At 43.4% G+C, this 18,143-nt stretch carries 21 protein-coding genes; 1 reads left to right on the forward strand and 20 read right to left on the reverse strand.

The annotated features are described in order from the left end of the window. The 20 genes from PGX78_RS00665 to PGX78_RS00760 form a co-directional block, all read right to left on the reverse strand. On the reverse strand, positions 1–288 hold a 288-nt coding region (locus tag PGX78_RS00665; protein WP_270444773.1), incomplete at its 3' end, for a histidine kinase N-terminal domain-containing protein. Positions 289–294: 6 nt separating this feature from the next. Then, positions 295–1,311: a tRNA (adenosine(37)-N6)-threonylcarbamoyltransferase complex transferase subunit TsaD gene (gene tsaD / locus PGX78_RS00670; protein ID WP_270444776.1), complete on the reverse strand. Its 1,017-nt coding sequence runs from the start codon at positions 1,309–1,311 to the stop codon at positions 295–297. Positions 1,312–1,326: 15 nt separating this feature from the next. Next, positions 1,327–1,791 (reverse strand): ribosomal protein S18-alanine N-acetyltransferase, encoded by a 465-nt coding sequence (gene rimI / locus PGX78_RS00675; RefSeq protein ID WP_270444779.1) that lies wholly within the window; start codon positions 1,789–1,791, stop codon positions 1,327–1,329. After that, positions 1,782–2,492: a tRNA (adenosine(37)-N6)-threonylcarbamoyltransferase complex dimerization subunit type 1 TsaB gene (gene tsaB, locus PGX78_RS00680; protein WP_270444782.1), complete on the reverse strand. Its 711-nt coding sequence runs from the start codon at positions 2,490–2,492 to the stop codon at positions 1,782–1,784. Before tsaB ends, rimI begins: the two co-directional genes overlap by 10 nt. Beyond that, on the reverse strand, positions 2,476–2,943 hold the full coding sequence (gene tsaE / locus PGX78_RS00685; RefSeq protein ID WP_270444784.1) for a tRNA (adenosine(37)-N6)-threonylcarbamoyltransferase complex ATPase subunit type 1 TsaE: 468 nt from the start codon (positions 2,941–2,943) through the stop codon (positions 2,476–2,478). Before tsaE ends, tsaB begins: the two co-directional genes overlap by 17 nt. A gap of 1 nt (position 2,944) precedes the next feature. Continuing rightward, positions 2,945–3,931, reverse strand: a complete 987-nt coding sequence (thiL, locus tag PGX78_RS00690) for a thiamine-phosphate kinase (RefSeq protein ID WP_270444786.1) — start codon at positions 3,929–3,931, stop codon at positions 2,945–2,947. 89 nt (positions 3,932–4,020) lie between these two features. Continuing rightward, positions 4,021–4,515, reverse strand: a complete 495-nt coding sequence (locus PGX78_RS00695) for an N-acetyltransferase (RefSeq protein ID WP_270444788.1) — start codon at positions 4,513–4,515, stop codon at positions 4,021–4,023. Positions 4,516–4,662: 147 nt separating this feature from the next. Then, complete coding sequence (locus tag PGX78_RS00700) at positions 4,663–5,313, reverse strand: TetR family transcriptional regulator (RefSeq protein WP_270444827.1); 651 nt, start codon at positions 5,311–5,313, stop codon at positions 4,663–4,665. A gap of 197 nt (positions 5,314–5,510) precedes the next feature. Next, positions 5,511–6,737: a chloride channel protein gene (locus tag PGX78_RS00705; protein ID WP_270444790.1), complete on the reverse strand. Its 1,227-nt coding sequence runs from the start codon at positions 6,735–6,737 to the stop codon at positions 5,511–5,513. A 297-nt stretch (positions 6,738–7,034) separates the two neighbouring features. Beyond that, positions 7,035–7,595 (reverse strand): hypothetical protein, encoded by a 561-nt coding sequence (locus tag PGX78_RS00710; protein WP_270444792.1) that lies wholly within the window; start codon positions 7,593–7,595, stop codon positions 7,035–7,037. 14 nt (positions 7,596–7,609) lie between these two features. Continuing rightward, positions 7,610–8,518 (reverse strand): Kiwa anti-phage protein KwaB-like domain-containing protein, encoded by a 909-nt coding sequence (locus PGX78_RS00715; RefSeq protein ID WP_270444795.1) that lies wholly within the window; start codon positions 8,516–8,518, stop codon positions 7,610–7,612. A gap of 48 nt (positions 8,519–8,566) precedes the next feature. Next, complete coding sequence (gene dinD, locus PGX78_RS00720) at positions 8,567–9,427, reverse strand: DNA damage-inducible protein D (protein WP_270444797.1); 861 nt, start codon at positions 9,425–9,427, stop codon at positions 8,567–8,569. Positions 9,428–9,514: 87 nt separating this feature from the next. Beyond that, entirely contained in the window at positions 9,515–10,090 is a 576-nt protein-coding gene (locus tag PGX78_RS00725; protein WP_270444800.1) for a restriction endonuclease subunit S, read from the reverse strand. 207 nt (positions 10,091–10,297) lie between these two features. Beyond that, a complete protein-coding gene (gene guaA / locus PGX78_RS00730; RefSeq protein ID WP_270444830.1) occupies positions 10,298–11,833 on the reverse strand; it encodes a glutamine-hydrolyzing GMP synthase in 1,536 nt (511 codons plus the stop codon). 183 nt (positions 11,834–12,016) lie between these two features. Further along, positions 12,017–12,493 (reverse strand): CBS domain-containing protein, encoded by a 477-nt coding sequence (locus PGX78_RS00735; protein WP_270444803.1) that lies wholly within the window; start codon positions 12,491–12,493, stop codon positions 12,017–12,019. Positions 12,494–12,587: 94 nt separating this feature from the next. Further along, positions 12,588–13,067: a 23S rRNA (pseudouridine(1915)-N(3))-methyltransferase RlmH gene (rlmH, locus tag PGX78_RS00740; RefSeq protein WP_270444806.1), complete on the reverse strand. Its 480-nt coding sequence runs from the start codon at positions 13,065–13,067 to the stop codon at positions 12,588–12,590. Further along, on the reverse strand, positions 13,067–14,176 hold the full coding sequence (locus tag PGX78_RS00745; RefSeq protein ID WP_006941438.1) for a S1C family serine protease: 1,110 nt from the start codon (positions 14,174–14,176) through the stop codon (positions 13,067–13,069). Before PGX78_RS00745 ends, rlmH begins: the two co-directional genes overlap by 1 nt. Next, positions 14,166–15,086: an MBL fold metallo-hydrolase gene (locus tag PGX78_RS00750; RefSeq protein WP_270444811.1), complete on the reverse strand. Its 921-nt coding sequence runs from the start codon at positions 15,084–15,086 to the stop codon at positions 14,166–14,168. Before PGX78_RS00750 ends, PGX78_RS00745 begins: the two co-directional genes overlap by 11 nt. Next, the gene (gene deoC, locus PGX78_RS00755; RefSeq protein WP_006941444.1) at positions 15,073–15,732 is read right to left on the reverse strand and encodes a deoxyribose-phosphate aldolase; all 660 of its coding nucleotides are present in this window, start codon (positions 15,730–15,732) and stop codon (positions 15,073–15,075) included. Before deoC ends, PGX78_RS00750 begins: the two co-directional genes overlap by 14 nt. Before the next feature lie 156 nt (positions 15,733–15,888). Continuing rightward, on the reverse strand, positions 15,889–17,055 hold the full coding sequence (locus tag PGX78_RS00760; RefSeq protein ID WP_270444816.1) for an MFS transporter: 1,167 nt from the start codon (positions 17,053–17,055) through the stop codon (positions 15,889–15,891). Between the two features lie 268 nt (positions 17,056–17,323). Between PGX78_RS00760 and PGX78_RS00765 the strand changes: the two genes are divergently transcribed. Continuing rightward, on the forward strand, positions 17,324–18,013 hold the full coding sequence (locus PGX78_RS00765) for a hypothetical protein (protein WP_270444817.1): 690 nt from the start codon (positions 17,324–17,326) through the stop codon (positions 18,011–18,013). Positions 18,014–18,143 lie beyond the last annotated feature (130 nt).

Here is an 18,143-nt window from a genome sequence, read left to right on the forward strand (position 1 = left end):
TGCTGTCAAGCTTCGCCTTTGCGTAAACACATCGGCAATAACCGGCTCATCCCCGCAAGCTACGATAGCACCGACAGATGTATCCGCCTTACCTTCCGCTGCAAATAAGGGTTTACGCACAGCTGCCGACACGAGAAACCCCTCTTTGGATGACGGTACGAAAAGAGCCAACCTTCGTTGCGCCAAATCGGCGGCAAACTGAAGGAAAGGCTCACTTTTTTCCAAAATATGAATTTGTACGTCCGATAAGTGACTGTCACTATGACAGATATCCGCTATAGTAGGCATACGTTCCTATGTCTCCGTTCCCGTTAGAGACAATGCCGGTTTCGCATTCAAAGTCATATCTGCGAAACGGCCGTCTTGAGCCATGTAATACGCACGACAGCCGATCATAGCCCCGTTATCCGTGCATAAAATCGGCTCAGGCTTATAAAAAGTATATCCATTTTCCTTACACGCCGTTTCCATAGCCTGTGTCAAGCCGTGATTAGCCGCTACGCCGCCGGCCAGGACGACGGTACGAAGCCCCGATAATTCCGCCGCATTGACAGTCTTTTCAACGAGTGTTTCTACAACCGTCTTTTGAAACGACGCCGCAACATCCTCGGGACTATACGTTTCGCCGCGTTGCTCCTGTGTGTGCAAATAATTGAGTACTGCCGACTTCAAGCCGCTGAAGCTGAATTCAAAGTTGTTTCTCTCATGCAAGGCCTTAGGAAAAACAACGGCATCGGCATTTCCGAGGGCTGCCAGTTTATCAATTTGCGGACCTCCCGGATAGGGATACCCCATGACGCGGGCTATCTTATCAAAAGCCTCTCCCGCTGCATCATCCCGAGTCTGTCCCATGAGTTCAAATCGATTATAGCCCAGCACCTTTACAAGCTGAGTATGGCCGCCCGACACGACAAGAGCCAAAAAGGGCGGTTCCAATTCTGTATGACTGAGAAAGTTGGCAAATATATGCCCTTCCATATGATTGACCCCCACCAAGGGTTTGTCGGCGGCAAAGCTCAAGGCCTTAGCCGTAGCCACCCCGACTAAAAGGGCCCCTACCAGACCGGGTCCGTAGGTTACTCCGATATGGTCGACATCATTCAACGTGATTTCAGCCTCTTCCAACGCTTCTTTTACAACAGGCATAACATATTCAATGTGCTGTCGTGAAGCGATTTCCGGCACGACGCCGCCGAACTTACGATGAATCGGTACTTGCGTAGATATAATATTGGATAAAATCCGACGCCCGTCTTCAATGACAGCCACGGAGGTTTCATCACAACTCGTTTCCAAAGCTAATGTATACATTATCTCTATCCTTCATCAGCGTACCCAAGGGTAGGCTTCTTTTTTACAATCCATAACATAGGCATCTTCTACGGGGTCGGAATAATAATGCTTTCGTACACTTAATACCTCGTAGCCCAATTTTCGATATAAGTGAATGGCTCCCTGATTGGAAATGCGCACTTCCAAAAATATTTCAGTACAACCCGCTTCCCATGCGGCTTCCATCAAAACACGCACCAGCAATTCGCCGTACCCTTGGTGACGAAATTCCTTGCGCAAGGCAATATTGGTAATCTGCCCTTCATCAAGAACCTGCCACAACCCGGCATACCCGACGATCGTACCGTCTTCTTGCTCCAGTACATAGTAAAGAGCCCGTTCGGACTCCAATTCCCGTTGCACAGCCTGTAACGACCAGGGAATGGAAAAAGAATCCTGTTCCACTTCAAAAATTCCCTTGTCGTCGGTCCGTACGGCTTTACGAACAATTACGGACATATTGGATCACCGTGCCGTTTCTCCCAGAGAACTTCAGCCTCACTGCGCCGCTTATAAGCCGGTGTCAAGGTCATACAATCATCCGTATCTCCCTTGTCAAAACGTTCCTGTGCCGCTACTGCCAAAGCTCCGGCTCTGGGAATAATTTGGTGCGGTCGAGCAAGCAAACACTTGTCTCCGCCGGATGCAATCAAATCGGCAAACTTAGAGGCTCCGTCACCGCAAAACACAACCTTTTGATTTCCTTCAGATACGCGGTTAATAATATCCGCTGCCGCCATAACCGTAACGGCTTCATCTTCATATAGCTTGCCCTGCCGCCACGAATACACGGATACATATACATTCCCCTTCTGTGCGTCAATAAGCGGACATACGGCATAAGCCGAATCAACAAAATTCCACGCCAGGCTACGCGGCGTTTCAACTCCCACAAGGGGTACCTTCCAAGCAAAAGCCAGTCCCTTGGCCGTAGCCAGACCGATGCGTAAACCCGTAAAAGACCCGGGCCCGACGGATACGGCTACTCCGTCAACATCCTTCTTACTGACAGCCGCCTTGGTAAGCATATCCGCAATATGCGGCATAAGCTGTTCCGAATGAGTTAATCGTGCCTGAACGGTTACTTCCGCCTTTAATACGCCTTCGTGCAAAAGTGCGACACTTGAAACGAGACAAGATGTCTCAATGGCCAAGAGCATATCCTTCTACCTCTTTCAATAAATCTTTCCAACGGGATTCATCTGCTTCTACTGTAATCTCCCGCTGAGTATCACCTGTTTTTTTGATGGTAATCACTGCCGCATCATCAGGAAGTCGATGAGGAAACTTTTCCGACCATTCTACAAAAGAAATTCCCGTCTCCCAATATTCTTCCGGAGCGATAGAATCCAGCTCATATTCTTCTTCAAGACGATAGAAATCGAAATGATGCAAAGGCGGTACATGGTCATATACATTCATAAGAGAAAAGGTGGGGCTGACAACGGGTGAAGTAATCCCCATTTGCTTAGCCGCTCCTTGGACCAAATGCGTCTTACCGGCCCCCAAATCCCCCTTAAGAGCGATGACATCCCCTTGTTTTAAAACCTTGCCCACACATTCGCCGAAGGCTATGGTTTCGGCTTCACTACGGGTATATAGAGTAATCACCTTATTCGCCTCCGCTGAAATGATTCCATCCCGACGGCGCCAATACTTTCGTATGGTGTCCGTCTTCCAAATATACGTTACCGCTCCCCGCTTGAACCCTTCCGATTACCGTAAGAGAGGAAAACGCCTCTTTCAGTAAATAAAAATCGTCGGGTGCCATAGTCAGCACGAGTTCATAATCTTCGCCGCCCGTAAGAGCGTAGGCATACGGGTCCTTTCCCGACACGTCGCACCATCGACGGAGCTCATCAGACAGGGGGATTTGCGACTTGTCCAGTATCAGATCTACATGACTGGCCGCTGCAATTTCATTACTTTCACTGGCTAAGCCGTCGCTAATATCATTTAAACTGTGACACCCGTATTTTACGGCCAATCGCCCCAGTTCCACCTGCGGCACGGGCATAGCATGCGCCTTTTTCAGTGCCGCATAGCCTGCCTCTCCTGCCAAGAGGACATCCAACCCGGCTCCCGAATTCCCCAACGTGTGGGAAACAGCCACAATATCACCCGGTACGGCGCCGCTTCGTAAGACGGCTTTACCCGCTTCAATTTCACCGAAAGCCGCCACCGTAAGCACGGCCCCTTCAGATGACACTACCGTGTCTCCACCGAGAATATTAACACCGTAATGACGGCAAATATCCTTCATCCCCCTATACAATTCATCCGTTTGTGCCGCATCCATCTGCGGTGTCAGGGCCACGGACAGAACCAGGTGTATCGGTTCGGCACCCATGGCCGCAATATCGCTCAAATTGGATGCCACGGCCTTATATCCCGCTTCGTACCAGGTAGCCGTCTTACCGATAATAAAATGTCGACCTTCAATCATCGTATCTATAACGGCCACTTGTTCCTTGCCTTCCGTTGTCTTATATACGGCCCCGTCATCGCCTATACCGACAACGACTGATACGGGATTTACAATCGTGTCTTTTTTTATTCTGTCTATAAACCCGAACTCTCCTATGTCCGACAACTTCATACTTTCCACCGTCCTTATGCCTTATGCGGTCTATTTACTCATCATTTTATTGTAAAATAAGACGCCTTGCTTGTACAGACATAGACGTCTTACCTATTTTCCGAACGGATATAGTCATAAGCTATCCGTTCTCCGCCTCTTACAGTTATGATTCCGCACCGTTTAAACCCGAACGACTCTATGACCTTTTGCATAGGAAGATTGTTCTTATGCGTATCAATCCGCAAATAAGGCTTCCGGTCTGAACAATAGGTAAGACAGGCCCGACCGGCGCCCTTTACAGTCCCGTCCGAAGCTAAGCGATGAACCGTTCCGTACGTTTCATTCTTACGCCACTGTCCGTCACAAATCTTCGTATACGTAGGTTCTTCTCCTACAATAAATGCAAAAGCACCGTGAACCTTTCCTTTTTCTTCCAATACATAAGCTTGTCCATCGGTAATATTTTTCACCAAAAGTTCTCGGCCGGGGTAAGAAGGCTCCCATTGGTCAGGATTTCCCGTAGTAATCATAAACTTCCTGGCCCTTGCATATATCTGTTCCATAGATGCCAAGTCTACAATAACTGCACGTCTGATTTCCACTATTATCGCCCGCTTTCATCCACATGAGTGTACCACAAAGCATCGTCTCGAACAAACATCACGGCCATAACAAAAAGTCGCATCCATAAATGATGCGACTTTCGTTATTTTCTATATTATTGCTACAACAGAAATTCCAGATTTCGTCTATTTTAAAAGACGGGCGGCACAATTATAAACCAATTCATATACACTCATTTGCATGGCAGCAACATTAGCCAATTCCAGGGCTTCCGCCTGTTTTTTTGTACCCGTTGTATACGGATAAATGCCGAACATAAAAGGAAAAAAAGCATAAGCAAAAGCTTCCGCTTCGGCAATCCCCATGTAGGGGACATATCGGGCCAAACAGCTGCACACAGCCTTTCTGGCCGCCATACAGACGCTTTTAAACTCGGCCAAGCAACGAACGTCGCTATGCTCTTCCATATCGAATTGATTCATGGCTAAAAGTTTCAATAAAATCGGTCTTGTTGAAAGAGATTCAGCCAACATGCCGGCAAAACCGGACGCTGTCTTTTCGGCCGATGTCGGTTTTACCGCTTCCAGATAACGAATCCACGCTTCGTATTCGCGCTGTAATAAGGCCAGAAAAATATCTTCTCTCGTGCTGAAATAATTGTATATGGAAGGCCTCGTAAAAGATGTATACTTGGAAATTTCCTTAATTGTTACCTCTTTAAAGCTCATTACCTCATATAGCTTCTCACATGCATTAATAATTTCTTCCCTACGCGCCCGTGTTAACTCCGGAGATCCCTTCGGCATTTTGACTCCTTTCCGACAAGCTGCTTGCATCACTTGTCTTTCCGTTTTCTTTCTACCGCCTCGACCCTAAGATGATTAAATTAGATTTTAATATTCTTATTTAGTAATAGTATAGTATGGCGGTCTACATAAATCAAACGTTTAAGTTCCCCCATAACCAACGGGCATTAAATAAAAAACAGATAGAAGCCATAGTCATATATGGCTTCTATCTGTTCCGGTCGACTTCATTCATATTTTCTTTGTAAAAATCGTTGCGTTATCAAGGCCGTTCCCATAGCCAGAGCCATAGGATAAAAAAGTTCAGTTGAAAATCGAGATATTTCCAACATAAATACGCAGGCTGTCAAAGGCATTTTCTGTGCCAATCCTAAAAATACGACAGCTCCTACAAAGGCTGCAAAAGACAAAGATACGGGACTGATACAAACACTCCACAAAGCAGCTAAGACAAGGGCCGACGTACTCCCCAGCATCATAGACGGCATAATGCGACCACCGTAGGCACCTGCCGTAAGGGCTGCCAACACGGCAAGCCATTTAGTCGCAAACAAGCCTGCTGCATAGGTCCAATTAATAGAATCTGTAAAGGTCAATTCATTGCCTGCCTTGCCGTTACCTAAAATTTCAGGAAAATACATGGCCATGAGACCGATAAAGGCAAAGGCGATTATGGCGACAAGCGCCATTTTCGGACTTTTTCTGTCAAGCTTCGGTAAAGCGGTTACGGTCTGATTAAAGAACCGAACAATTACAGCCGTAAAGATTCCCAAGATAACGGCAAAAGTTTGGTAACTTCCCGTTACATCCGGCATAGGTAAAGCATATTGAACCGCATCTCCTACGACAAAGCGTACAATACCTGCCGCCAATCCGCACGATAACAAGGCCGTACCGACAGCCTTTACATTGCAAGTCATAACGAGAGTTTCCAAAATGAATACGGCAGCCGACAAAGGGGCATTATATACGGCAGCCAAACCGGCCCCGGCTGCACAGGCAATAATCAAGGCCCGATTATCCCTCGTTAGATTACTGTGCTTTACAAGCGTACTCATAATACAGGCACTGGCTTCCCGCGGGGCCACTTCTCGTCCCAGCGGTGAGCCGGCACCGACGGTAATAATTTGTAAGGTCGCATGAACCAGAGTCGTCACTAAGGGCATGGTCTTCTTTTCATCTTGAACAGCCGTTTTAATATCTACCAGCGGTGAACCGTAACGATGAATAAGCACCCACCCTATGCCGACAACCAGACCGCACCCGAAGAGAGCCGCCAGTCTGTGTTCGGGAGATACTCGCGCCACGGCCTGTCCGAAATCCAACCCGTCAGCCGCAGAATAGGCATATACAAGATGCTGTACAAAATGCATTAAATGAATATAAAAAGAACCGATGACTCCCGCTACAAGACCGGTAATCAGAACCAAAAACACTACTTTTCTGTCTTCCATGATCTCACCTTACGTGTTCGTACAATAAAAACCTTTTACTCCCTCGTCGTCCTTGCCGCTTCGCGACCCGCACTCCTCGCAACCCTCGCGGGCTTTAGAGTTACTCCCATTCGATATGTCCATTGATATCGTTTTGTATAAATGGCATAAAATCAAGGTTATTCTTATCTATTTTAGCCCTATTATCCATTTTATTTCTGTTTATCTGATTTTTTGCAAGCATATTGCAAGCACATAAAATACTTCTCTCTAGTATCTCATTCTTTATACCATTGGGATTTTATTAAGACGAGAAACCTAATTGTCTTTTTTATGAGCAACAAATATATCATTACTTATATAATAGCCTTTTAACTTTTCTTTATGCCTTAACACTTCTCTAGAAATATTAGTTATTACAATCTCTTTATTGGCATCTCCATATATAATATATCCAAACATAGCCCACAAAGGATTTAAATATATCAAATTTAATCTTAAATAAATATACCCAATCAAAACAAATAAAAGGATATTAACTATATAAACTTCTTTTGAGTTATCTCCATTAGTAATGAGTGGAATTATATATGTCATAATATAGCTTAATACTGTATCATCAGGATTTTCAAGATTGTTAATACCTTTTTCTCGAGTTCCTTTTCCTAGTTTCAATAAAATCACGCTTATAACTGAAATAAATATTAAGATTAGCGTTAATGTAGCAAAGCCGATTATTAATATATTTTTTTCCAAGAGCCCTTTTGTTATTTTAGAAAAGTACAAAATTATAATCATAATGTAAAGTGGGAAATAGGATGATATAAACATAATAGTTCTTGTCATTATGTTATAAAATTTATCCATTCTGCTATTCATAAAACACCACCTTTTTACTTATCATCTACCCCTATTTGCTCATTAATGATACTTCTATAATATGAATCTCTCAATATTCTTAAAATATCCATTATCTGGCTTTTATCTTCATACACTATTGAAAATGAAGGTTCTTCGTTATAATTTATCTCTAAATTAAACATATCTATGGTTTTCTTTATGTTCTCATGATTCTCATAAGTTTTAGCAACATTTATATTTTCACTGGTCATTTTTGTAAGAGTTTTTCTATAACGTCCATCATTTAAACAATCTTCATAAAAACTTTCAAAGTTAGTTATGCCATCACTTAACCCCTCTTGATTTAAAAAATCTGATGCTGTATCTCTAAATTGCTCATCTAAGTTAAAGATTCTCTCTAATGAATAATGAGACAATATAAGTATATCATCATCTATAATTATAAAATCCACTTCTCCATCTATGCCAATTAATTTACTTTCAATTTTATTCAAAGTATTCCCATTAAATCTTGCAATAATACCTTTTGAATGCAATTTCTTAAATTTAGTTACCCTTCTAAAAATTTTTATATCAGGAAATTGATCATCATGTTTAGTTATTGAAAAAGTATAAAAACTGTAATTATCGGGATCAATTTCTGTTTCTACATGATCCGAATTATTAAAGCTTTCTAAAACTCTAATATAATCACGTATATATGAAGTACTACAACTCTCTATAGTCTCGTCTTTATATCCAGTTGGATTGTAATTCACAATTGTTTTTCCTGTAAATTGTCCAATATAATCGCATATCAAATTCAGTAAGTCATCATAAATTTGTGCATCAATATTAGGGGAAAAACTTACATAATTACCATTTCCTAATTTTCTAGTAAAAAAAAGATTAAACTCCAAATCATTTTCTTGTATTTTGTCTTTTAATGTATTTATATCCATAACTTTCTCCTTAAATTTCATTGATGTCATTCCTTATATTCTCCATTATCATTCATCCAACATCAGCTTGCCTTTTTTAGCTTTATCTTTTAAACGCTTCATCTGTTCTTTTTCTATCTGTTGAATGCTTTTCTCCGGAACAGGTAAATCTTCCGGCATAGTGCCACCTATTTTTTCAATAGCACTTCTAACTTCTTTTCCTACTGAATAGTGAACTTTTATTGCAGCTTCTGCACCTTCAACCTTATCTTTTCTTAGCTTTTCTTCTGTCTGAGATATTCTAAATAGATTAGCAATGAGTTCGGTGCTTCCCATATAATCCAAAATCTTTTGTCTCGCAGTTAAGCCTTTTCTGTCATGTATATCTTCTACATCTAATCCACCATACAGTCCCATATATCCTGCATTTTGGAATATAGCAAATTCTTCATTTGTGATGACTCCTGCATCATGTGCCGTTTCTACCAAAAGCTGATTCCACTGTTTAATATCTCCACGAACAACAAGCCTTCTTCTATCTTCATCAAGCTGATTAAAATGATCTGATATTTCTTGACGATATGTTTGAATAGCAAAATAGGTTTGGCCAAGTGCAATAACCTCTTTTCTCGGATCACCGTTTTGCACAATCAAATAGCAAGCGTATCTTGTAAGTTCATAATCTTTTATAGACTTGCTTGTAGCACCTGCTTCCACGATTTTGCTGACCTCAGCAAAATCGTATGCTACTTCATGACCACTGTTCTCACACGCAATCATTGCTCTATCAATGACCTTTTGAAAGTTTCTCCACTGAGAATAATCAAGTACATCAGCAAGTTCCCTTGCACTCCAATACTCACTTCCATCTTTTCGGATATACTTAATATCTTCAAACTTCCTATATTCTTTTGCTTTTAAATTTGGCATTCTATCACAGCTCCTTTACTTAATATATTATAACCAAAAGAGACACTACTACACACAAGCTCATAGTATAAACGATAATTTATGCTGCTACTCAATGGTTGCCTGACCGTTCATAAGCATGGGTAGAAGCCAATCACGAAGATTGGAAAGCTTATAGTTTTCAGTATTGTTTTTTTCTATAAGTTTCAATAATGTATTGAGCTTGTTTAAAATATTCTCATCATCAGGAATAAAAACTGGGATGCTCTCAATATCACTTTTGGTAATAAACTTAACAATAGAACCTGTTGATGAACTTTTAAATGAATTAATTCTATACAGACACGATAGATACAATAAAGCATAGTATTCATCACTTGGAGACAAGACATAAGTTCTTTGATAAGCATTAAATTTTCCAGTATAATGCTTAACATTAAAGTCGCCATTACCTGCTATTAGAATTGATGAATTATCAAATTCAAATTCATCACAAGTTGAAGGTGTATTGGAGCAGGTAAAAAATTTATATTTGCCGTTATGTGTGGCAAAATTAGCGTCCTGTTTTCCTGTTATAATTTCTACTATATGTTTTGCGATTGTATTATTTCCGTTGATGATATTTTTAGATACATTTGACATCATATTTTCGTAGATAAGTTTCATTTGGGAATATAAATTCAAATTTATCACCCACTATTTTCACAAAAGCCTTCCACCAAAATGATGGAAGGCTTTCTAAACAATTCACCTAAATTCAACAACTCCCTTTTAAACCTACTATTTCCACTTTTTAGTATCAAAATAGTATCATTTCGAGAATTTCGTTACGTCAAAATCGCCAAAATGCTGTATTTTCAACGATTTTATCACAGAAGCATATTTGTTACTCTATTCCCACTCAATCGTGGAAGGGGGTTTGCTGGTTATGTCATACACAATTCGGTTAATGTGTTCTACTTCGTTAACGATACGGCTCGAGATTTTATCCAGTACGTCATAGGGAATTCTCGCCCAGTCAGCCGTCATAAAGTCCGTTGTCGTTACGCCTCGTAAGGCCAAGGTATAGTCATATGTGCGGAAGTCGCCCATAACGCCGACAGACCGATTATTCGTCAAGACGGCAAAGTATTGGTTTATAGAACGATCAAGGCCTGCCGCCGCGATTTCTTCTCTAAAAACGGCATCGGCATCACGCAAGATGTCCAGTTTTTCTTTTGTAATTTCGCCCATAACGCGAATGGCCAGTCCCGGTCCCGGAAAAGGTTGCCGCCATACGAGATAGTCCGGCAAACCCAGTTCTTCACCGAGTTCGCGAACTTCATCTTTAAAGAGGTTGCGTAGCGGTTCAATAAGACCCTTGAAGTCTACAACAGCCGGCAAGCCGCCTACATTGTGATGGCTTTTAATAACTGCCGCATCACCGGCACCCGATTCGATGACATCGGGATAAATCGTGCCTTGTGCCAAAAAGTCGACGGCACCGATTTTTCGTCCTTCTTCTTCAAAGACGCGAATAAATTCTTCGCCGATAGTTTTACGTTTTCTTTCCGGATCGGAAATGCCTGCCAATTTAGACAGGAAACGCTCCGATGCGTCGACGCGAATGAAGTTCATTCCCGAATCCTTAAAGGCTGCTTCAACTTCATCGCCTTCATTTTTTCGCATTAAACCGTGGTCAACAAAAATACAGGTCAATTGGTTGCCAACGGCACGGGAAATCAAGGCCGCCGCCACAGAGCTGTCGACCCCGCCTGAAAGAGCCAGTACTACCTTACCGTCACCGACAGTCCGACGCACGTCTTCAACAGCCTGTTTGGCATAGTTTGCCATCGTCCATGTGCCGCTACATTTACATACTTCAAAGAGGAAGTTATGCAACATTTCCTTGCCGTGTTCCGTATGAAGCACTTCAGGATGATATTGCATGGCATACAATTTCTTATCCGCATTTTCCATTGCGGCTACGGGGCAGTGTTCCGTATGAGCCGTAATCTTAAAGCCTTCAGGAATTTCGGCTACATAATCCGTATGGCTCATCCACACGATTTCTTTTTCTTTCAAGCCTTTAAAGACGAGGGACTTCGTATCCACAGTTGTTTCCGTTTTGCCGAATTCCCGCTTATCCGCTTCTTTAACAGTTCCGCCCAGAAGATATGCCATCATCTGCATGCCGTAGCATAATCCCAGAACGGGCACACCCAGTTCAAAGACGGCGGCATCAATATGCGGTGCCTTTTCTTCATATACACTGTTCGGTCCGCCTGTAAAAATAACTCCGCGAGGCTTCAGTTCTTTAATCTTTTCAACCGCTTTATGATACGGGTAGACTTCACAATATACATGATTCTCTCTGACCCGTCGTGCTATTAACTGATTATATTGCCCGCCGAAATCGACGACAATGACTAATTCTTTCGAGTCCATCAACAGCCCTGCCTCTCTGAAATATTCCATCATTCATATGACCGAATTATACCATAAATAACTGCTCAAACCAATTAAATCGCCTGTAGAAAGAGCGTAAATCCGCTTCCTTATATACAAAACAGGCGGACACCTTCATGGGAAAGTGTCCGCACATACAATACAGTTTTTTATAAAATGTACCTAGGCTTTTTCTTCTTCGTATTCTCTATGCATTTCTTCCAAAATAGATCGACGTGTAACGACACCCACACAACGCTTATTGTCTACAATGGGAATAACCTTGAGGTGCTCTGCTACCATAACGCCTGCCAACTGTTCCACATCCGCATCGGGAGCCGCAATGATAACGTCTTTAGTCATCAATTCTTTAGCCGTACTGGCCATGAGTTTTTTAAAGCTCTTATCGTATTCACTGATGCCGTTGTAGTAAATGCTGGCCCCGAGAAGATTGACATAGTGCGGCACGTGGGGCTTGATTTTCTTATACAGCAAATCGGCATCCGTAACAATACCGGCTAATGTGCCGTCATCGTTAACAATGGGAATAGCCGTAATCTTATTTTTAATGAATAACTGGATTAAATCCAAAACGGTTGTACTCGGATCGGCCGTTACAAAAACCTTTTCCATAATATCCATTGCTTTGCGTTCGCTCATAGTATCCACCCCTCCGCTCCGAACTGTAAATCGAAACCTTTGTTTGTACCTTTATTATACTATCTTTTACAAAAAATAGATATATACGCTGTAATTATAAGTGATAAGGCTCGTGCCGCATGATTTTTACAGCCCTGTAGATTTGTTCCGTCAGTATCATACGAATCATTTGATGTGTCAGCGTAATGTGACCGAAAGAAATACAACGGTCGGCTCTCCGGCGCACTTCATCGGACAACCCGAAGGGACCTCCTATGAGAAAGGTAAATTCACTGCATCCGTGCAACGACAAGTCCTCAAAAGCCTGTGCCAGTTCTTCCGACGAAATAAGATCTCCCTGCACATCGAGAACAAAAAGATATGAGCCGGGACGTACATTTTTCAGCAACCGTTCGCCTTCTTTGTCGAGGATCTGCTTTTTTTCGACTGCCGACGGATTGTCTGGCATCCGTTCTTCGCTTATTTCCGTAATTTGCACCTGCCCGTACGGTTTAAGACGTTTTAAAAACTCGTCAATGCCTGCCGTCAAGTATTTCTCTTTAATCTTACCGCTACCGATAATATGAAATTTCATTAATTATCACTATCCGTCTGGGGTGCCAGTTCCTGAAGGGTTACTTCGGCTGTCTGTTCCGAATCCCCCCGCATATAGGTTACTTTTACCGTATTTCCGACTTGATACGACTCGACTGTTTTTTGTAACTGCGTATAGTCATCGACAGGCTTGTCATCTATTTTCGTAATAATATCGCCTCGTTGAATACCCGAACCGTACAAAGGCCCTCCGACGACAATTTGATATACATAAATCCCTTTGACTCCTAAATCCATACCGTAACGAGCCGCCATGGCTTTATCCAAACCGTATAAACCCAGGTAAGGGCGAATAACACGACCGTTTTTAATAAGCGCATCCAGTACAGGGCGAGCCGTATTGATAGGAATGGCAAAACCGAGTCCTTCAACGCCTTCTTTAGCTATTTTGGCGCTGTTAATGCCGATTACCTCTCCGTCGGCATCAACCAAAGCTCCACCGGAGTTGCCGGGATTAATAGCCGCATCGGTCTGAATCAGTTCCATCGGTACGCCTTCACCGACAATCGTACGGTTCAAAGAGCTGATGACACCGGCCGTTACCGTTCCCTGGAACTCGAGACCTAACGGATTGCCGATGGCAATAGCCGGCTCACCGACTTGAAGAGTATCACTGTCACCTAAGGCTGCAACAGTCAGATTATCCGCCGTAATTTTAACCACTGCCAAATCCGTTCGTGCATCCGTACCTACAACAGTACCTTCAAAGGTCCGGCCGTCGGCCAAGGATACGTTAACTGTTTTATTATTACCTACTACATGATTGTTTGTAACGATATAGCCGTCCTTGTCGAATATAATACCCGACCCGACGCCTTCACCGACCTGAACGGGACGATTGAAAATATCGCGATTATATACCTTCGTCGTAATACCTACAACAGCGGGACCTACTTTTTTTACGGCCTGCACAACAGCCGTATTGCGGGCGTTGGACAAGGTTTCAGACTTACCGTCTGCAGTTTGAACCTGTACGGGAACCGTATTGGTACCTTTCAGGCTGTCGTGTAAATAATAACCGCCGAAGCCGGCGGCCCCTATAAGAATAACAGCCGCTATTACGGCTGCCGTAGATTTTTTACTCATCATGCTCCCCCTTATCGTCAAAACGAACGGCACTGTTTTTACATGCCAATCTTACCAGCACATCTTGACCTAGCGCTTTGCCGCTACGTTCGAACTTACTTTTTACGGTTTTAATGACCTTGGCAGGTTCATTATTTTTATCACTTCTATGTGCCAAAAGAACTTTCATCATCTTCTTTTGCGGCAACTGAGTCAACAAATCGGCAGCCGCGTCATTGGATAAGTGTCCGTAACTACCGAGTATGCGTTGCTGCAACCGATAAGGATACGCCCCTTGACGCACCATATCTTCATCGTGATTGGCTTCCAACACAAGAATATCCGCATGAGAAGCCGCTCCTCTTACGGACGGTGTGACATATCCCAAGTCGGTAGCATAGGTAATCTTCGTCTGCCCGTCATAAACGGCATAACCTACGGGACGAGCCGCATCATGCGGAATTTCGAAGGGTACGACATAGATGTCACCCACGCCGACTCGTTTCGTCAACGGTACAAAGCGTCCCGGTGCAGAGGTTGCCGTCTTTCCCAAGGCACGCCACGTTTCTTCCGTCGTATATACGGGCATATCCGTATTTTTCAATAAAATCGGTAATCCTTGTACATGGTCCGTATGCTCATGTGTCAGAAAAAGGGCATCGATATCGTCCGGCCTATAGCCTCGTACCGCCAATGCGTTCGTAATACGTCGATAACTGATCCCCGCATCGATAAGAATTTTTGTAGAACCGCAACACACTAAGGTCGCATTTCCGCCGCTACCGCTGGCCAAGACGGTAACGGAAGACCGACAGTCAGCGGCAGTAACCGTTTCTACCGGCGGGGCAGGCTCTGCAACAACGTTCTTATTAGCAAAGCGAGCCGCCCCGACAAGGGCGGCATAGGCTTCCAGATCGTTTTTATGACCTGTCAACGGCTTCTCCTTCTACAATGGCAATGCCGGCACTAGCTCCGATACGATCGGCTCCGGCAGCAATCATTGTCCGTGCCGTCTGATAGTCACGAATACCTCCGGAGGCCTTAATGCAAGCACGTAGTCCGATAATTTTCTTCATTAAGCGAATGTCATCGGCCGTAGCCCCTCCCGGGCCGAATCCTGTCGATGTTTTAACAAACCGTGCCCCTGCCCTTACTGCCACACGGCAAGCTTCTTCCTTTTCCACATCCGCCAAAAGTCCCGTTTCCAAGATAACCTTGACAATATGGCCGTTTGCCGCCTTTACGACACCACTGATATCGTCGGCAACATAATCCCAATTGCGGGCCTTTACTTGCCCTACATTAATCACCATGTCGATCTCGTCGGCGCCGTTAGCAATGGCAAAGGTCGTCTCAGCCGCCTTAATACTCGAAGCCACCGCTCCGAGAGGAAAACCTACAACCGAAACGATACGCACATACGATCCGGCCAGTTCACGGCGGGCAAGCGGCACATACGACGAATTGACACATACGGACGCAAATCGATACTGTTTAGCCTCTTTGCAAAGTTGAATAATATCATTCGGCGTTGCATCGGGCTTAAGGTTCGTATAGTCAATATAGGATTCAATGGTCATAATAAAGTCCCCTTTAAAGCACACAAAACCATTTTTTACGGTTGCTATTATACCATATTGATGAAAAAGAAAAACCGTAAAAAGATGAATTTTAGAGATACTCCTCCTATTGCCATACGGATTCAGAAATCATACATGCAACCTGTATCATTTTGCTCATGCCGCATCCTTGGGTTCTCGCACTGAAAAAGTGAAAATCGCTCCTATGGCCGCACAAATCCACAAGACTTGTAAAGCCGTCGGAATCCCCCATATATCGGCCGCCCAACCGACCAACGGTGTGAGAAGCCCTCCTATGGTAATACTTAAACCTAAGGTTACGCCTGAGGCAAAGCCCACATTCTTACCCAAAAAGGTTTGTCCCAGCACGACAATAGCACTGTACGGAGCAAACAAGGTCAGTCCTACAGGCACGATAAAGAGTGCGCCTTCCAAAGCCGTCGTGCTGTGAACGAAAAAGTACATGGCCGGTACCATAAGCGTAATGGCTACACGCATTACCTTGACAAAACCTGTCCGATCCGCAATAAGGCCGCCCACATAGGTGCCGACAACGCCGATGGCAAAGAGCAGAGATAAAGCCAGACTCCCTTCGGACGGCGTACGGCCCAACACCTTGACCCAAAAGAGGGGAATAAAGGCATTACAAACGGCAAAACTTATGGAACGAGCAAAGATAACGACCGTCAGTCTACTGAAAGAAGACCAGTCATTTCGTTTTTCTATCCTACCCGTAACCGTTTCTTCGACAGTTTCATTCCTATTGATTTGTGCCAAAACCTTCGGCAAATGATGATAGAGGAATAAGGCCAAGCCGGTATTGACGACTGCGAAAACCGCCAGCCCGTGAATATCAAAGGCATAGGCACATAAGCCGGCTATAATGGGTCCTACAGCAAATCCCACACTGCCACCGACGGAAAATGTCCCCATAGCCTTGCCTTTTACGGCTCCCGATATTTCATTAACCATACGGGCCGCTTCAGGATGATATATAGATGACCCCAAGCCGCTCAACATAGAGCATATAAAAATAACCGAGTAATTATCCGTAAAAGCCAAGGCGGTAAGGGAAAGCCCGCTCAGGAGAACACCGAAAGGGATAAACCAGGGTTTGGACACCTTGTCGGAATAATATCCCAAAACAGGTTGAGTAACCGATGCCAAAAGAATGTTGGCAAATAAAAGAGCCGTTGCATCCCTGTACGACAGGCTGCAGAGCGTTATAAAGTAGGGTAACAAGGCGGGAAAAGCACTTTGCGCCCAGTCAACGGAAAAATGACCGAGTGAAAACATATATACATAAGGGTTCATCCTATTCATAAAATCTTCCTTTCCATAGTTCGGATGCGTTTTATTATACGCTTCCAGCCTACAAAGTAAAAGAAGATCGAAATTCACGGAGCAGTTTATATTCCCCAAACAAATCAATTAATCTCACCTATTTACTTTATTGCAATATTATTTCACTTTCATATCAATTTTGTTACAATTAAATTGTGTGTTGGCTTTATTTTTATAATGCTTACCAATATACGGAGCTTTACCAATAATTTTATCGCAATTAATCTTAACAAGGAGTGAATTTTTCATGCTAAAAAAATCATTGCCCCTCTTACTCTGCTTATCTCTTTCTGTATCCTCTGTCAGCGCTGCTGAGCTAACAGCTAATCAAGCGGTTACTACACAGACACAGACCCAAGCCCCCGCCGGTGAATACAAACCGTTTAAATCTGCAGTCTTACAAGAAGAAGCCGAACGAGCATCGGTTACAAAAATACCTGTGGGGAATGCTTATATCCCCGCAGGCACAGAATTAACAATAGAATTAACATCGACGGTCTCTTCTAAAACACTAAAAAAGGGAGACCCTCTTCCGTTAAAAACCTTGGATAATATTATTATTAACGATGTTATAGTTATACCTGCCGGCACTCCTGTGGAAGGCGTCGTTACAAAAGCAACTAAATCCGGAATGTTTGGTCGTTCAGGAAAATTAGAATTTACGATTACATCAGTAAAAACAATAAATAATGTCCAAATCCCCTTAGAATATACTGCATTTAAAAAAGCCGGGCATGATGGTGGTGCCATCGCAGTGGCCGCCGTCGTATCTTTTGTCGGCGGAATGTTTATGAAAGGGAAAAACGTTGAATTCCCTGCAGGCTCACATTTTCAAGCAAAGGTTGTTTCTGACACGGATTTGCTTGTCAAATTAAGCGATCTAGCTGTAGCCATGGATCCCAATAAACCCCATGGAGTAGCAATCATGTTAAAATAATATTCACGCCCTATTTTCACAATTAAATATACTACTTGCAAAAAGCCGCCGACACGACGATATACGCCCTGTCAGCGGCTTTCTGCCACTTATTATATCCTTTCACAATCAAGAGGGGTCTTGATCTTAA

This window comes from Megasphaera sp. AF13-6AC, assembly GCF_027685385.1.
GTDB lineage: Bacteria > Bacillota > Negativicutes > Veillonellales > Megasphaeraceae > Megasphaera > Megasphaera micronuciformis.

Coding starts and splice junctions, on each gene's coding strand:
- tsaD (WP_270444776.1), bottom strand. CDS start 1,311: ATGTATACATTAGCTTTGGAAACGAGTTGTGATGAAACCTCCGTGGCT.
- rimI (WP_270444779.1), bottom strand. CDS start 1,791: ATGTCCGTAATTGTTCGTAAAGCCGTACGGACCGACGACAAGGGAATT.
- tsaB (WP_270444782.1), bottom strand. CDS start 2,492: ATGCTCTTGGCCATTGAGACATCTTGTCTCGTTTCAAGTGTCGCACTT.
- thiL (WP_270444786.1), bottom strand. CDS start 3,931: ATGAAGTTGTCGGACATAGGAGAGTTCGGGTTTATAGACAGAATAAAA.
- PGX78_RS00700 (WP_270444827.1), bottom strand. CDS start 5,313: ATGCAAGCAGCTTGTCGGAAAGGAGTCAAAATGCCGAAGGGATCTCCG.
- PGX78_RS00705 (WP_270444790.1), bottom strand. CDS start 6,737: ATGGAAGACAGAAAAGTAGTGTTTTTGGTTCTGATTACCGGTCTTGTA.
- PGX78_RS00710 (WP_270444792.1), bottom strand. CDS start 7,595: ATGAATAGCAGAATGGATAAATTTTATAACATAATGACAAGAACTATT.
- PGX78_RS00715 (WP_270444795.1), bottom strand. CDS start 8,518: ATGGATATAAATACATTAAAAGACAAAATACAAGAAAATGATTTGGAG.
- dinD (WP_270444797.1), bottom strand. CDS start 9,427: ATGCCAAATTTAAAAGCAAAAGAATATAGGAAGTTTGAAGATATTAAG.
- guaA (WP_270444830.1), bottom strand. CDS start 11,833: ATGGACTCGAAAGAATTAGTCATTGTCGTCGATTTCGGCGGGCAATAT.
- PGX78_RS00735 (WP_270444803.1), bottom strand. CDS start 12,493: ATGAGCGAACGCAAAGCAATGGATATTATGGAAAAGGTTTTTGTAACG.
- rlmH (WP_270444806.1), bottom strand. CDS start 13,067: ATGAAATTTCATATTATCGGTAGCGGTAAGATTAAAGAGAAATACTTG.
- PGX78_RS00745 (WP_006941438.1), bottom strand. CDS start 14,176: ATGATGAGTAAAAAATCTACGGCAGCCGTAATAGCGGCTGTTATTCTT.
- deoC (WP_006941444.1), bottom strand. CDS start 15,732: ATGACCATTGAATCCTATATTGACTATACGAACCTTAAGCCCGATGCA.
- PGX78_RS00760 (WP_270444816.1), bottom strand. CDS start 17,055: ATGAATAGGATGAACCCTTATGTATATATGTTTTCACTCGGTCATTTT.
- PGX78_RS00765 (WP_270444817.1), top strand. CDS start 17,324: ATGCTAAAAAAATCATTGCCCCTCTTACTCTGCTTATCTCTTTCTGTA.